Below are 14,554 nucleotides of genomic sequence, written 5' to 3' on the forward strand. Positions count from 1 at the left end.
CGTGCGGAGGGTGGGGACAACTTGGCGAAGCCGTAAAGAATGATCTGGGTTTAAAGGAGGATGCGCGTTTCGTCGGGAGGAGGTGGTAGCAAGGGGGACATGATTGATGCCCCCGATGCCACCGCGCTCCGCGAAGAGGCCGAAGCGCGCCTGCGGGCGCTGGCCGGCGACCACGCCGTGCTCCGTGACGACCAGTGGGCCGCCATCGAGGCACTCGTCGTCGACCGGCGCAGGGTCCTCGTCGTGCAGCGCACCGGCTGGGGCAAGTCAGCCGTCTACTTCGTGGCCACCGCGCTCCTGCGCGAGCTGGGTGAGGGCCCCACGGTCATCGTCTCGCCGCTGCTGGCGCTGATGCGCAACCAGATCGCCGCCGCCGAGCGCGCCGGCATCAGGGCCGTCACGATCAACTCCGCCAACCCCGAGGCGTGGGAGGAGATCTACGGCCAGGTCGCCGACGGCATGGTCGACGTGCTGCTGGTCAGCCCCGAGCGGCTCAACAACCCCGACTTCCGCGACAACGTGCTGCCCGAGCTGGCCGAGAGCGCCGGGCTCGTGGTGGTCGACGAGGCGCACTGCATCTCCGACTGGGGTCACGACTTCAGGCCCGACTACCGCAGGCTGGCCAGGCTGTTCGAGGAGCTGCCGCCCGGCATCCCCGTCCTGGCCACCACCGCCACCGCCAACGCCCGCGTCACCCGCGACGTGGCCGAGCAGATGCGCCTGCCCGCCGAGCTGCGGCCCGACGGGGACGCCACGCTCGTGCTGCGCGGGCCGCTGGAGCGCGAGAGCCTGCACCTCAGCGTGGTCCGCCTGCCCACCGCCGAGCAGCGGCTGGCCTGGCTCGCCCAGACGCTGCGCGAGCTTCCCGGCTCCGGCATCGTCTACACGCTGACCGTGGCAGCCGCCCACGAGATCGCCGGCTACCTGCGCGAGCAGGGGCACGAGGTGGCCGCATACTCCGGGCAGACCGACCCGGCCGAGCGGCTGGCGGCCGAGGAGGCGCTGCTCAACAACAAGATCAAGGCGCTGGTGGCGACGAGCGCGCTCGGGATGGGGTTCGACAAGCCGGACCTGGGGTTCGTCGTGCACGTGGGGGCGCCGCAGTCGCCGGTCGCCTACTACCAGCAGGTCGGCCGGGCCGGGCGCGGCGTCGAGCGGGCCGAGGTGATCCTGCTGCCCGGCACCGAGGACCGCGACATCTGGGCCTATTTCGCCTCGCTGGCCTTCCCGCCCGAGCCCGTCGTACGCACCACGCTCCAGACGCTCGAAGAGCGCGGCCTCATGTCCACTCCGGCCCTCGAGACCGCCGTCGACCTGAGCCGCAGCCGCCTGGAGATGATGCTCAAGGTCCTCGACGTGGACGGCGCCGTCCGGCGGGTCAAGGGCGGCTGGGAGGCCACGGGGCAGGAGTGGGCTTACGACACCGAGCGCTACACCCGCATCGCCGCCGAGCGCCGGGCCGAGCAGGAGGCCATGCTGGGCTACCTGACGACGACCGAGTGCCGGGAGCACTACCTGCGCCGGCACCTCGACGACGACGCCGCCAAGCCCTGCGGCCGCTGCGACAACTGCACCGGCAGGCACCGGTCGCCGGACATCGGCGCGCAGGCCGTCGAGACCGCCCGCGAGCGGCTGAGCAGGCCTGGCGTAGAGATCGAGGCCCGCAGGCAGTGGCCCACCGGCCTGCCCGACCTGTCCGGGCGGATCAAGCCCGAGCTGGGCGCCGAGCCCGGCAGGGCGCTCGGGCGGCTCACCGACATCGGGTGGGGCAACCGGCTGCGGGAGCTGTTCGGCGGCGGCGACGGGCCGATGCCCGACGACCTGTTCAAGGCCATGGTCCAGGTGCTCTCGGCCTGGGACTGGCGGGCGCGCCCGGTGGCCGTGGTCAGCGTGCCGTCCGCGACGCGGCCGCAGCTCCTGCGCTCCTTCGCCGAGCGGCTGGCCCAGGTCGGCCGGCTGTCCTACCTGGGTGAGCTGGGCTATCGGGCGGGCTCGCCGGGGCGGCAGTTCAACAGCGCCAAGCGGGTGCAGGCGATCAGGGGCACCCTGGCCATGCCGAAGGACCTCGGCGCCCAGATCGCGCAGTGCGGCGGGCCCGTCCTGCTGATCGACGACCGTATCGACACCGGGTGGACGATGACGCTGGCCACCGCCCTGATCCGGCACGCGGGCGCCCCCGCCGTGCTGCCGCTGGCCCTGGCGACCGTCAGCTGACACCCATCGTCAGCCCTGGGCTCTGGACGTCGAGCGCCCGCTCGCCCACGGCAGCGGGCGCCTAGAAGGGAGGACGGGCGCCCAGGTGCATGATCGCCTTGGCGGCCAGCCGGCATCCCGACTCCAGCGACTCGGCCGGCGGCTTGCCCTCCAGCCACGGCGGCAGGAAACCGGCGCAGAACGCGTCTCCCGCCCCCGTGCCGTCAACGATCTTGTCGACCGGCTGGGCGGGCACGTGCACCGGGTCGGGGCGGCCGTTGCTGAACCACAGCGCGCCCTCGGCGGTCATCTTGATAACGACCTGCGGGAACCACGCGGTCAGCACCTTGGCGGCGGCCTCCGCGTCGTCGCGGCCGGTCAGCACCTTGGCCTGGTCGATGTTGGCGAACAGCAGCTTGGCGCCGTTGGTCCACTCCAGGAACGGCTCGGCCCCCGTGCGCTCCAGCGGCGCGGACGAGGCGCAGTCGACCGAGATCGACATTCCGCCGCGCCTGGCCATGTCGAGCGCCGCGAGGCCGGCGTCGCGCGAGCCCTCGTTGATCAGCGTGTAGCCCGACAGGTGCAGATGAGCGCCCGAGTGGAACAGGTCGCGCGGCAGATCCTCCGGCGACAGCGCGGCGTTGGCGCCAGGGTCGGAGAGCATGGTGCGCTCGCCCTTGTGGGTGACGAGCACCACGCAGGTGCCGGTCGGCCGCTCGGGATCCATGACGAGCCGGGCGTCGACGCCGTAGCCCATCAGCTCCATGTCGCGGTTTCGCCCGGTGATGTCGGCGCCCCTGCGGCCGATGAAGGCCACTTCGGCGCCCTCGACGGCGAGCCACGAGGCGATGTTCGCCCCAGAGCCGCCACCGTGCATCGTGACGATCGCCGGGGTGTCGCTCGCCCTGGCGAGCGCATAACGGGCGCGCGCGACCGCGTCGGTCATGAGATCGCCCACCACGACGACCCGCGTCATGATGTCACCACCTTGCTGCCTTCAGAACGAGCCTGGCCACGGGCAAAACTAACAGCTTCCGGGCGGCCCGTGGGGCGGACCGGTGACACCAGCCTGGAGTCGATGCACAAGCGTTGCCCAACAGGCCCTCTGGTCTTGGCATTTGGGATGCGGGTTACGCTCGAGACTGTGGAGGCACACTATCCGGCCCACTGGGAGGCCGATGTCGTCCTGGCCGACGGTGGCACCGCTCACGTTCGCCCGATCAGGCCCGCTGACGCGGACCGCCTCCGTTCCTTCTACTCGCGCCTGTCCGACGAGTCGATCTATTTCCGGTTCTTCGGGCCCCGGCCGCGGCTGTCCGACAGGGACGTCGAGCGCTTCACGAACGTCGACTACGTCAGCAGGGTCGCGCTGATCGCCACCATCGGCACCGAGATGGTCGCCGTGATCCGCTACGACCGCACCGGGCCCGGCGAGGCCGAGGTGGCCTTCCTCGTCGAGGACGCCCACCAGGGCAGGGGAGTGGCCTCCGTGCTCCTGGAGCACCTGGCCGCCACCGCCCGCGAGCACGGCATCGAACGCTTCATCGCCGACGTCCTGCCCGCCAACATGCGCATGATGGGCCTGCTGCGCCAGGCCGGCTACACGGCCCAGAGCCAGTTCGCCGACGGCGTCGTACGCATGACGCTCGACCTCACCCCCACCGACACCTCCGCCGAGGTGACGGCGGCACGCGAGCACCGGGCCGAGGCCCGGTCGATCGCCAGGCTCCTCACCCCCGGCTCGGTCGCGGTCATCGGCGCCTCCCGCGAGCCCGGCGGGGTCGGCCAGACCGTGCTGCGCAACCTGCTGGCCGCCGACTTCACCGGCCCCGTCTACCCGGTGCACCGCGAGGCGCGGGCGGTGGCGGGCGTGCGTGCCTACCCGAGCGTGACCGCGATCGACGGCGACGTGGACCTGGCCGTGGTCGCCGTGCCCGCCGAGAGCGTGGTCGACGTGGTCAAGGAGTGCGCGGAGAAGGGCGTGCACGGGCTGGTCGTGGTCTCCTCCGGCTTCGGCGAGACGGGCGCGCCAGGCCGGGCCAGGCAGGACGAGCTGGCCCGCATCGCCCGCTCCTATGGTCTGCGCGTGGTCGGCCCCAACTGCCTCGGGATCGCCAACACCGACCCCGCCGTCCGGCTCAACGCGACCCTCGCCGCCACCGTGCCGGGCCGGGGCCGGGTCGGCTTCTTCAGCCAGTCGGGCGCGCTCGGCACCGCGCTGCTGCAGCGGGTGGCGCAGCGCGGCATGGGCATCTCGTCGTTCGTCTCCGCGGGCAACCGGGCCGACGTGTCGGGCAACGACCTGCTCCAGTACTGGGAGGAGGACGACTCGACCGAGGTGATCCTGCTCTACCTGGAGTCGCTGGGCAATCCGCGCAAGTTCACCAGGCTGGCCAGGCGCATCGCGCGCAGCAAGCCGATCGTGGTGGTCAAGAGCGGCGGCACCCCGTCGGGGCACTCGGCGGAGGAGCTGGGGTTGCCGGACTCGGCGATCAGCTCGCTGTTCGCGCAGGCGGGACTGATCAGGGTCGACGACCTCATCCAGCTCTTCGACGTGGGGCAGCTGCTGGCCTACCAGCCGCTGCCCGCCGGGCCCCGGGTCGCGCTCGTGACCAACTCCGACGCGCTCGGCCTGCTCGCCGCCGACGCCTGCGTCTCCGCCGGGCTCGAGCCCCGCCCGCCGGTCAACCTGGGTGCCGCCGCGGGAGCCTCGGAGTTCGGTACGGCGCTCGCCGGCGAACTCCACTCCTCCGACGTGGACGCCGCCGTCGTGATCTACATGCCGCCGCTTCCCGGCGACACGGAGAAGGTGGCGGCCGAGCTGCTGCGGGTCTCGAAGGACGTCCCCAAGCCGGTGCTGACCACCTTCCACGGCCATCTGGGCATGCACCCGGCGCTGCGCGTGGAGGCCCAGGAGCCGTCCCGCGCCCAGTCGACGCCCGCGCGCGGGTCCATCCCCTCGTACGCGGCCCCTGAGGAGGCGGTCAGGGCCCTGGCCCACGTGGTCCGGTACGCCACCTGGCGCGCCCACCCGGCGGTGCCCCCACCGGACCTCGACGACATCGAAACTGACCGCGCCCAGGCCCTGGTCCGCGCCACCTTGGCGACCGCCCACATCGACCCGGGCCCTACCACCTCGGCCGAAGCGCCCACAGCCGCGCCCGGCGCCGCCTCGGTGGAGCCGGACACCGCCGCCCAACGCGGCTCGGCGACGCCCGCGGAAGGGGCGACCGGACCGGCGTCGGCATCCGCCGGTGAGGCGGCGGCGGGGCGCAAACCTGCCGCCCGGTCGAGTGTCTTCGCGGAGCCCGGGCCGCCGGTCGAGATCGACGCCGCCGAGTTGCTGTCCTGCTACGGCCTGACGGTCTGGCCGGCCGAGGTGGTGCGCTCGCCCGACGAGGCCGTGGCCGCCGCCGAGCGGCTCGGCTGGCCCGTGGTGCTCAAGGTGGCCGACCCGGGTGCCTCACGCCGGGCGGGCACCGTTCGCCTGGGGCTGACGGGCCCCGAGATGGTGCGCCACGCTTACGACGAGTTCGCCGACCAGCTGGGGGAGAAGGTGCGACTGGCCGTCCAGCGCATGGCGCCGCAGCCGGCCGTCCCCACCGTGGTGGGCGTGATCGAGGACCCGGCGTTCGGCCCCGTGGTGTCGTTCGGGCTCGGCGAGGTGACCGCGCGTCTCCTGCTCGACCAGGGCTTCCGCCTCGCCCCCCTGACCGGCGAGGACGCCGCCGCCCTCGTCCGTTCGGTACGCGCCGCGCCGCTCCTCTTCGGCCAGTACGGCTACCCGCCCGTGGCCGTCGACGCCCTGGAGAACCTCCTCGTACGCGTCGGCCGCCTGGCCTGCGACCTGCCCGAGGTGGCCCGCCTGGACCTGGACCAAGTGCTGGTGGGGGAGTCGAGCGTGATGATCCTCGGCGCCCGCGCCACCCTCCGCACCCCGGCGGGCCCGCGCCTGGACGGCGGCCCCCGCAGGCTTTCCTGACCGGACACCGGCAAAGGTGCCGTACCAGAGTGACCGCTGGTACCCCTGTTGAAGACGTTATAGAGCGTTATGTCCAGCGGGTGAGTGCACTGCCCGGTCCTGGCAGGATGGAGCCATGAGGGAAACCCGAGTCTCAGCCGCGGGCCTGCGTGAAGCGATCGAGCGCAGCGGCTACTATCCCGACCTCGTCACCGATGCGGTCGAATCCGCGCTGGGCAAGGAGGCCGTGACCGCGTTCGTGGTCCATCACGAGGCGACGTTCGATCCCGCGATGGAGGTGCGCAGGCACGTCACCGTGCTGGTGCTGACGGCGTCGCGGCTGCTGGTCTGCCACACCGATGAGCATCCCGCGGTGGAGGGCGTCTCGACGTCCCATGCCTCCACGACCACGGAGGCCGTCCGCCTGACCCGCATCCAGTCGGTCGCGGTCACCAGGGTCGTGCCCGATCCCGCCTCCTACGTCCCCGGCGTCCCTCCCACAGAGGCGACGCTCACCATCGGCTGGGGGGCCATCTCCCACGTGGACCTGGAGCCCGCCACATGCGGCGACGAGAACTGCGAGGCCGACCACGGCTACACGGGTGCGATCACCGCCGACGACCTGTCCCTCAGGGTCAGCGAGGCGGCCGACGGCCCGGAGGCGGTCACCCACGTCCTGTCCTTCGCCAAGGCCCTCTCCGAGGCCACCGCCCGCGCCGGCTCCTGACCCTGCACCGCTCACCGTCAGGCCCGAGGCCGGCAGTCACGATGTCAGCGAAGACGCAGGGCAAGCATGCGCTCGTCGCGGCGAGCACCCCGTGAGCCCTCACGACCGGCCATGACGGGCGGAAACCGGCGACGGCGAGTGCGGGCAACCCGGCCGGCCGTAGAGATAAACCGGAGAGATCCACAAGAAAGGGAGAGATCCGCGAAAGGCTAGGATGTGGGACATGCTGGTGCCAGGGTACGGCGGCGGGTCGCTGGCGGATCTGCCTGGTGCGCTGCTGGCCGCGCTGGGCGTCCGAGACGCAGGCGAGCCGGGCGCGCCGAACCCCCTCTCCCTAGAGCCCGCCGAGCGCGTATGCCTGTTCCTGATCGACGGCCTGGGCGCAGATCTGCTGCGGGCCCACCCTGAGACCGCCCCCTTCCTGTCCGGGCTGGCGAGCAGGACGCTCACGGCCGGATTCCCCGCCACCACCGTCACCAGCCTCTGCTCCCTCGGCACGGGCATGACGCCGGGCGAGCACGGCATGCTGGGCCTGACGCTGGCCGTGCCGGGCACCGGGCACCTGTTCAACTGCCTGAAGTGGACGCTGCCCGACGGCCAGACGATGGACCCCGAGCAGTGGCAGCCCGCCCAGACCGTCTACCAGCGCGCCGCCCGGGCCGGGATCGAGCCCGTCTACGTCGGCCCCGCCCAGTTCGAGGGCACCGGGCTGACCAGGGCCGTCTACCGGGGCGTGCGCTACGCGGCCGCTGAGAGCGTGGACGACCGGGTCGCCCGCGTACACGACGCGATGCGGGCTCGGCCCGCCCACGTCAGCGTCTACTACGGCGATCTCGACTCCACCGGCCACATGGTCGGATGGGGCGGCGAGGAGTGGCTGCGGCAGCTCTCCATCGTCGACGACATGGCCCAGCGGCTGGCCGCCGGGCTGCCTCCCGGCTCCGCCCTGTACATCACCGCCGACCACGGCATGGTCAACGCCACCGAGAAGATCGACGCCGAGAGCGTCCCCGAGCTGACCGAAGGCGTGGCGCTGCTCGGCGGCGAGGCCCGGGCCAGGCACGTCTACGCCAAGCCGGGCGCCGCGCAACAGGTCCTGGAGGCGTGGCGCGCGACCCTTCGGGGCAAGGCCTGGGTAGTGTCCAGGCAGGAGGCGGTCGAGTCCGGCTGGTTCGGGCCCCGGGTGCGCGACGCGTGGCTGGAGCGCATCGGCGACGTCGTGGCCGTCCCCTACACCGACCTGGCCATCACCGCCCCGGCGAAGCACCCGGTCGAGGCCGTCTTCACCGGCTACCACGGTTCGATGACGCCGGCCGAGCAGAACGTCCCGCTCCTGGAGGTACGCACATGACCAGCCCGAAAAGCTTGGAGGTGCGCCCGTGACCAGCCCGCTGATCACTCCTGCCGAACTCGCCGCGCTCGGCGACGTGACGGTGCTCGACGTGCGCTGGCGGCTGGGCGGCCCGCCCGGGGTGGAGCTCTACCGCGAGGGCCACATCGACGGCGCCGTCTACTGCGACCTCGACACCGATCTCGCGGCCCCTCCGGGCGAGGGCGGACGGCATCCGCTGCCCGAGGCCGGCGCGTTCCAGCGGGCGATGCGGCGCCTGGGGGTGTCCGGCGACCGGCCGGTGGTGGTCTACGACGACGCCGGCTCCACCGTGGCCGCCAGGGCCTGGTGGGCGCTGCGCTATTTCGGGCACCAGGACGTCCGCGTGCTCGACGGCGGCCTGTCCGCGTGGACCGAGGCCGGGCTGCCGACCACGAAGGAGCCGCCGGAGCCGGTCGAGGAGGGAGACTTCACCGCGCGGCCGGGCGGGATGCCGGTGCTGACCGCCGGCGAGGCGGCGGCGCTGGCCGCCGAGGGCGTGCTGCTCGACGCCAGGGCGGCGGAGCGATATCGGGGCGAGGTGGAGCCGGTCGATCCGGTGGCCGGACACGTTCCGGGGGCCGTCAACGCGCCCACTGTGGAGAACATCGGTCCTGACGGCAGGTTCCTCGATCCTGCCGCGCTCCGGGCCAGGTTCGCCGGGCTCGGCGTCGGTGAAGGCATCCGGGCGGGGGCGTACTGCGGCTCCGGGGTGACGGCCGCCCACGAGGTGCTCGCGCTGGAGCTGGCGGGCGTGCCTGCCGCCCTCTACGTGGGCTCCTGGTCCAACTGGGTCGCCGACTCGTCAAGGCCCGTCGCCACGGGCTGAGCACCGCCACCTAATACAGGGCGCTGTCGCCGGCGCCGAAGCAGCTGAACTCGAACACCCCGGTCTTGGCCGAGGCGCACGCCAGCGCCGCGTCCGGCGGCTGCCCGGCCGCGACGAGCTCGTGGAACGTGCTCATCACCGCCCGCGCCGCCTCGTCCTGCACCGGCACCATCCCCGCGATCACACACGACGACCCCTTGGCCAGGAACGTTCCGGGCAACCCCAGCGGCGCCCCCTCCACCGGCGTACGCGACATGCCGGAATTGCACGCGGAAAGCACCACGAGCCCCGGTGACCGCGGCACAGTCAGCAGGTCGTACGCCATGAGCGCGCCATCCTCCAGCGTGATCCCGGACACCAGCGGGCTCCGCGCGTGGAACACCCCGTGCGCCGCCAGATGCAGCACGTCCGCGTCCCCCAGCGCCTCCAGCACCGCCCCGGTGCGCCCCGGCACCGCGCGCCCGCCCGGATGGCAGGCCAGCACGTGCGCCACCTCCGCATGCGCGTGGGCGAGCGCCGGCCCGGCCGCCGCCACCACCGCCGGAGGCCCGTCCCCGCGAGCGTTTCCGAGCTCCCGCGCCCGCACCCACGCGGCCGCGCTGGCCGCCACGCTCACCGGACGCTCGCGCAGGCACGGGAGCGCGCCCCACGGCAGCGTGTGCAGCGCGCCCACGGGCACGATCACCAGCGGCCGGTCGCCCATCGCCGCCGCCAGCGGCCGGAACAGCAGCCGCTCGATCTCCCGGCCCGCCGTCTCGACGTCCCCCACGCCACCCGGCCCGGTGCCACGCAGCCAATCTCGAGTCTCCCCCTGCCGGCGGACCGCATAGCGGAGCCGGACGATCGCCTCCTCGACCGGCCGCACGTCCCCGAGCCACCGCAGCAGCATCCGCTCCCCGGCGATCAGTACGGCCAGCAGTATCCCCTCGTCGACCACGAACTCCACCAGAGCTCCCCGCCCCAGCTCCGCCCGCACCCGTTCGGGATCCACCAGCGCGCAGGCATGGGCGGGCGCCGTGACGGCCCGCCACCGCTCGGCCCACTCGAACACGTCCCCAGCGCCCCCGTCACGCACCGCCAGCCCCAGCCCGAACGCCGCGAGCCGCTCCCCGGCCCTGGCCGCGTGGGCGCGCAGCGACGGATCGTCGAACGTCTCCACCCGCTCGCTCACCTCGGCCAGCCCGTCGCGGACCGCGCGAAAAGCCCCCGTGACGTCCTCCTGCAGCGCCGCTTCCAGAGCCAGCGCGTGCTGGCGCACCGGTGCCGGGATCTGCGACGCCCGCGCGAGCTGCCTGGCCTGCGGCTCCGAGGCGAGCGAGGTCAGCCGGGTCCCCGCGGGCGCCCACTGCTCGCCCCGCTCGGCGTGCCGGGTGAGCCGGGCCAGCTGCGCCGAGGCCGTCGGGTGGTCGTCGACGGTGAGCGCGGCCTCGGCCGCCACCAGCCGCAACGCCGCCGCCCCCGCGAGATGGTCGAACCCGTCCTCCAGCTCGTCCGCACACGCGATCAGCTCGGCGACCAGGCCGGGCGTGGCGGGTTCGAGGGCCAGCCGGGCGCGCAGCACGACCTCCCTGGCCAGCGGCAGCCACGACGCCCGGTCCTGCGCGGCCAGCTCGGCCGCCGCCTGCTCGGCCACCTGCCGCGCCCGGTGCGGGTCGCCGGTCAGCAGCTCCACCTGGGCCAGCTTGAGCCGCGCCTCGGCCAGCGCCACGTGGGCCCCGGACGCCTCGAGGTCGGGCACGGCCAGGTTCAGCATGGCCCTGGCCTCGCCCGGGAGGTGGGCGGCCAGCAAGGCGCCGGCGAAGTCGGCGCGCATCGTGGCCAGCCGCTCGGGGAAGCCGACCAGGGTGTCCTCGGCCTCCCGGTAGTGGTGGAACGCCCCGGCGATGTCGCCCCGCCGCACCGCGAGAAAGGGCAGGTTGGCGGCCGACAGCCGGGCCAGGTGCTGCAGCCCGGAGTTCTGGGAGATCTGCAGGCAGGCCGTGAGGTCGCGCATGGCGGCGTCCCAGTCTCCCCGGTACGAGTGGATGAGCCCACGGTTGAGCAGGCCGCCCGCCAGGAACCTGCGGTCGTCGACGGTGCCCGGCGCGGCCACGAGTGCCCGCAGCGCGCGGTCGCAGGAGGCGATGGCCTCCTGGAAGCGGCCGAGGCGGGCCAGCGCGACCGCGCGCTGGGTGTCCAGCTTGGCGCGGTCGAGCGGGGACAGGTAGGCCCAGGCCAGGGCGGCCACGCGCAGTGCCTGGAGGGGGTGGCCGCGCTCGGTGCGTACGGTGACGAGCGACAGCCGCGCCTGGGCGACCCGCTCCCGCGGCGCTCCCGGGGTGGAGATGGCCTGACGGAGGTGGCGTTCGGCGCCCTCGAGATCGCCCAGCTCTCGGGCGGCCAGCGCCATCGCCCGGAGCGCGACGGTCTCTGCCTCGGCGGATCCGGTGCGGCGGGCCGCCGCGAGCACGACGCGGCCCGCGTACATGGCATGGCCGGGATCGACCAGAGAACGCATCATGGCGGCCTCGGCCGCGGCGATGAGCGGGCCGGGGCCGCCGGGTGCGTGGTGTTCCTCCGAGGTGTCGCTCATGGCGGGCCTTGGTCGAGACGGCAGGAGAAGGCGTGGCTCTCCCGGCCGGCTGGCTGCGAGGTCAGGCCGGAACCGGCTGGTCACGGCTCAGGGTCGGGGGAGACCGGCGACTGGACCGGTGCGGGTCAGGGGCGGATGCGTACCCACCTGGTCTGTACGGGTGCGTGCCCGGGCCGGTGGCACACCACGCTCAGCCAGCCCGGAGGCAGGCCGGTGGCGGCGAAATGGCCGTTGTGAGCTATCCGCCTGGTCAGCGTCAGATGCGGGGTCTTTACATCGACGAGGGCGCCCTCTCCTGGGTAGGGGAAGACCTGGCCGGCGACGTCGATGAGCCCGTCGCCCACCGTCACCTCCAGGTCGAAGGTGAGCCCGGCCGCGACGAAGCGCACCAGGTGCGAGCCGTCGTCACCGCGCGGGCCGGAGCTCGTGCGGATGGCGGCGCTCTCGGCGGGGGCGGCGGTCACCGCCCGGGGGACCCGGAGCCCGTAGACGTCGCGCGCGGCGGAGGACACGTGAGCCGGGATCGGGTCGTTCCCGGCGGCCAGCCGGAGCGCCGCCAGGAAGTATTCGTCGTTGATCATTGCGCCGTCTCCTGAGATGAGATCAGAGTGCGCAGTTTTTCCAGGCAGCGGGCCCGGGTCGGGCCGACGCTGCCGATCGGTAGTCCGAGCCGCATCGCCGTCTGCCGGCTCCCAAGATCGATCGCGACCAGCTGGAGCAGCGTGCGGCAGGGTTCGTGCAGGGTGGAGACCGTCTTCCAGAGCAGCTGCCTGCCGTCGGTCTCCAGGACGGCGGCGGCCGGGTCGGGGTCCTCGACAACCTCGGAGGAGAAGACTCCCGGGCGTTGCCTGCGCAGGAGCAGCAGGGCCTCGCGGCGTACGGTAGTCGCGAGCCAACCTCCCACCCCCGCCGGGTCCCTGATGCTCTCGAGGTGCTGGAGCAGGCGCAGCCAGGAGCCCTGGACCACGTCCGCCGCATCAGAGGGGCTCAGGCCGCACGCGCGGGCCACGGCCCACATGAGCGGCCCGAACCTGGACTCGAGCTCGTCCCACGCCGACCGATCGCCGTCGGCCGCGCCTTGGAGTAGCTCCGCTGGGTCACGGTCAGCGTGCACGCGGCCTCCTCTCGTCCGGTACGGAGAGGCGATCATGCCTCCTCGTGATTGGCCGGGAACTGAGCGTAAACTCTACAGACTCGCCGGGACGACAACTCCCAGATCGGGAATTTGCCGGGTCTCCTCGGCGTCAAGGAGTCGCCTCACCACCTCTTTCGCCGGTTCGTTCCTGGCCGCGTCGGCAATGGTCCCGGCCACCAGGGCGGTGGCGAACGACGTGCCGCTCCACGCCGCGAAGCCGCCGTACTCGCCCGTGTCGAGATAGCTGCTGGACAGCCAGTCGCCGCGGGCGCAGGCGTCCACCCAGATGCCGTACCCGGAGTAGGGGGCCCGGCGCTCCTGCGTGGCGTCCAGGGCCGCCACGCCCACCACGGAGGGCAGCGCCGCGGGCCAGAACGGCCGGTCGGACGCCGTGTTGCCGGCGCAGGCCACCGCCACCGTGTCCGCGAGCGCGCCGAGGGCGTCGGCCAGCACGGGCGGCGGCCGCTCGTCGAACGTGTGGCCGCCGAAGGACAGGTTGAGCACCTGAGGGGGCCGCTCCCGCATGCGGTGGAGGGCGCGTACGACGGACGCCTCGTCGCCGAGGCCGTCGCCGTCGAGCACCCGGTGCACGCGCAGCGCCACGCCTGGCGCCCGGCGTGCCAGCAGGCCCGCGATGAACGTCCCGTGGCCCGCCTGCTCACCCTCGGACGCGTCGGCCTCCTCGGGGCCGGTACGGCCGTACCAGTCGCTGCCCGACCACCACGGGTGCCTGGCCACGCCGGTGTCGAGCAGGCCCACCGCCACGTCCGAGCGGGACCTGCCCGGTCTGAAGGCGATGGGCGGGGCGGGGAAAGGCCTGGACGCGGGGCCGCCGAAGAACAGCGGCTGGCCGCGGAGCACGTGGTTCGGCGACGCCCTGAAACCCTGCCCGCGCAGCTCGGCCGTCAGCTCGCAGGGGTCGACGCCGGGCGCCAGATGGAGGACGCAGACCCCGTCCGCCTCCGAGACCGCCTGGGTCCAGCGCGACGCGGCTGAGACCGCGCTCCGGTCGGCCAGTAGCTGACCTGGCCGGATGAACGCCTCGCCGACAGATTGGATTTCCATGGCCGGGTATGTTTCCCGCCTGCAACAGGTGTCACGCGACACGCCCGCACCAACTTGGTATGGCCGCCCTCTGGTGCCCGGTTGCGACCGACGGTAGTCTCTCCCTAGTCACTTGTGATCATCCTGTGGCGAGGCCGTTGGGGAAGGCGCACCTCGTACCGAAACGGGAGGTCCGGTGTCTGCTCGTGGCGTCCTTTACGTCCACTCGGCTCAGCCCGCGCTGTGCCCTCACATCGAATGGGCAGTCGCGGGTGTCCTTGGCGTGCCCGTAGATCTGACGTGGACGCCGCAGCCCGCCGCGCCCAACGTCGTGCGAGCGCAGGCGGAATGGGAGGGTCGCCCGGGCATCGCCGCGGGCATCGCCTCCTCGCTCATGGGCTGGCAGCGCCTCAGATTTGAGATAACGGAGGACGCCTCACCGGGCGTGGACGGGTCCCGGCACGCCTACACGCCGACGCTCGGCGCCTTCACCGCGGTCATCGGCGCCTCCGGCGACATCATGATCCCCGAGGACCGGCTCCGCACGGCCATGATGATGGCCGCCCAGGGGCGGTGCGTGCTGGAGGAGGAGATCGACAAGATGCTCGGGCGGCCGTGGGACGAGGAGCTGGAGCCGTTCAGGTACGCGGGCGACGGCGCCCCGGTCCGCTGGCTCCACGCCGCCGTCTGACCCCCCGAGCCCGCCACCGGCCAACAGCCCGCC

The 14,554-nt window shown here is 73.2% G+C and carries 11 protein-coding genes; 6 read left to right on the plus strand and 5 right to left on the minus strand.

Going from position 1 to position 14,554, the window contains the following annotated elements:
• Positions 1-99 precede the first annotated feature (99 nt).
• Positions 100-2,214: a RecQ family ATP-dependent DNA helicase gene (locus EJK15_RS30130; protein ID WP_138713856.1), complete on the plus strand. Its 2,115-nt coding sequence runs from the start codon at positions 100-102 to the stop codon at positions 2,212-2,214.
• Between the two features lie 61 nt (positions 2,215-2,275).
• Here the strand turns inward: EJK15_RS30130 and EJK15_RS30135 are convergent, their stop codons facing one another.
• A complete protein-coding gene (locus tag EJK15_RS30135) occupies positions 2,276-3,169 on the minus strand; it encodes a carbohydrate kinase family protein (protein ID WP_138713857.1) in 894 nt (297 codons plus the stop codon).
• 147 nt (positions 3,170-3,316) lie between these two features.
• Here EJK15_RS30135 and EJK15_RS30140 point away from each other — a divergent pair, with 147 nt between their 5' ends.
• From EJK15_RS30140 to EJK15_RS30155, 4 genes are all read left to right on the plus strand, one after another.
• Positions 3,317-6,175, plus strand: coding sequence for a bifunctional acetate--CoA ligase family protein/GNAT family N-acetyltransferase (locus EJK15_RS30140; protein WP_138713858.1), 2,859 nt, complete (start codon positions 3,317-3,319; stop codon positions 6,173-6,175).
• A 115-nt stretch (positions 6,176-6,290) separates the two neighbouring features.
• Complete coding sequence (locus tag EJK15_RS30145) at positions 6,291-6,881, plus strand: DUF5998 family protein (protein WP_138713859.1); 591 nt, start codon at positions 6,291-6,293, stop codon at positions 6,879-6,881.
• A 223-nt stretch (positions 6,882-7,104) separates the two neighbouring features.
• Positions 7,105-8,232, plus strand: a complete 1,128-nt coding sequence (locus EJK15_RS30150; RefSeq protein WP_240777300.1) for an alkaline phosphatase family protein — start codon at positions 7,105-7,107, stop codon at positions 8,230-8,232.
• 28 nt (positions 8,233-8,260) lie between these two features.
• Entirely contained in the window at positions 8,261-9,079 is an 819-nt protein-coding gene (locus EJK15_RS30155) for a sulfurtransferase (RefSeq protein ID WP_138713861.1), read from the plus strand.
• Between the two features lie 10 nt (positions 9,080-9,089).
• Here the strand turns inward: EJK15_RS30155 and EJK15_RS30160 are convergent, their stop codons facing one another.
• The 4 genes from EJK15_RS30160 to EJK15_RS30175 all read right to left on the minus strand — a co-directional run bounded on the left by EJK15_RS30160 (position 9,090) and on the right by EJK15_RS30175 (position 13,851).
• Complete coding sequence (locus EJK15_RS30160) at positions 9,090-11,651, minus strand: CHAT domain-containing protein (RefSeq protein WP_138713862.1); 2,562 nt, start codon at positions 11,649-11,651, stop codon at positions 9,090-9,092.
• A gap of 125 nt (positions 11,652-11,776) precedes the next feature.
• A complete protein-coding gene (locus tag EJK15_RS30165) occupies positions 11,777-12,232 on the minus strand; it encodes a hypothetical protein (RefSeq protein WP_138713863.1) in 456 nt (151 codons plus the stop codon).
• Complete coding sequence (locus tag EJK15_RS30170) at positions 12,229-12,765, minus strand: RNA polymerase sigma factor (RefSeq protein WP_240777301.1); 537 nt, start codon at positions 12,763-12,765, stop codon at positions 12,229-12,231. The genes EJK15_RS30165 and EJK15_RS30170 overlap by 4 nt, the downstream gene beginning before the upstream one ends.
• Before the next feature lie 72 nt (positions 12,766-12,837).
• Positions 12,838-13,851, minus strand: a complete 1,014-nt coding sequence (locus tag EJK15_RS30175; protein WP_138713865.1) for a S8 family peptidase — start codon at positions 13,849-13,851, stop codon at positions 12,838-12,840.
• A 175-nt stretch (positions 13,852-14,026) separates the two neighbouring features.
• On the opposite strand from EJK15_RS30175, the gene EJK15_RS30180 reads away from it, so the two are divergent.
• Positions 14,027-14,521, plus strand: a complete 495-nt coding sequence (locus EJK15_RS30180; protein ID WP_138713866.1) for a DUF3145 domain-containing protein — start codon at positions 14,027-14,029, stop codon at positions 14,519-14,521.
• Positions 14,522-14,554 lie beyond the last annotated feature (33 nt).

The sequence above is a fragment of the Nonomuraea basaltis genome (genome assembly GCF_005893125.1).
GTDB classification, from domain to species: domain Bacteria; phylum Actinomycetota; class Actinomycetes; order Streptosporangiales; family Streptosporangiaceae; genus Nonomuraea; species Nonomuraea basaltis.

Bases quoted from the DNA above. Each gene is read 5' to 3' on its own strand.
- EJK15_RS30130 (WP_138713856.1), top strand. From the start codon at position 100: ATGATTGATGCCCCCGATGCCACCGCGCTCCGCGAAGAGGCCGAAGCG.
- EJK15_RS30135 (WP_138713857.1), bottom strand. From the start codon at position 3,169: ATGACGCGGGTCGTCGTGGTGGGCGATCTCATGACCGACGCGGTCGCG.
- EJK15_RS30140 (WP_138713858.1), top strand. From the start codon at position 3,317: ATGCGGGTTACGCTCGAGACTGTGGAGGCACACTATCCGGCCCACTGG.
- EJK15_RS30145 (WP_138713859.1), top strand. From the start codon at position 6,291: ATGAGGGAAACCCGAGTCTCAGCCGCGGGCCTGCGTGAAGCGATCGAG.
- EJK15_RS30150 (WP_240777300.1), top strand. From the start codon at position 7,105: ATGCTGGTGCCAGGGTACGGCGGCGGGTCGCTGGCGGATCTGCCTGGT.
- EJK15_RS30160 (WP_138713862.1), bottom strand. From the start codon at position 11,651: ATGAGCGACACCTCGGAGGAACACCACGCACCCGGCGGCCCCGGCCCG.
- EJK15_RS30165 (WP_138713863.1), bottom strand. From the start codon at position 12,232: ATGATCAACGACGAATACTTCCTGGCGGCGCTCCGGCTGGCCGCCGGG.
- EJK15_RS30175 (WP_138713865.1), bottom strand. From the start codon at position 13,851: ATGGAAATCCAATCTGTCGGCGAGGCGTTCATCCGGCCAGGTCAGCTA.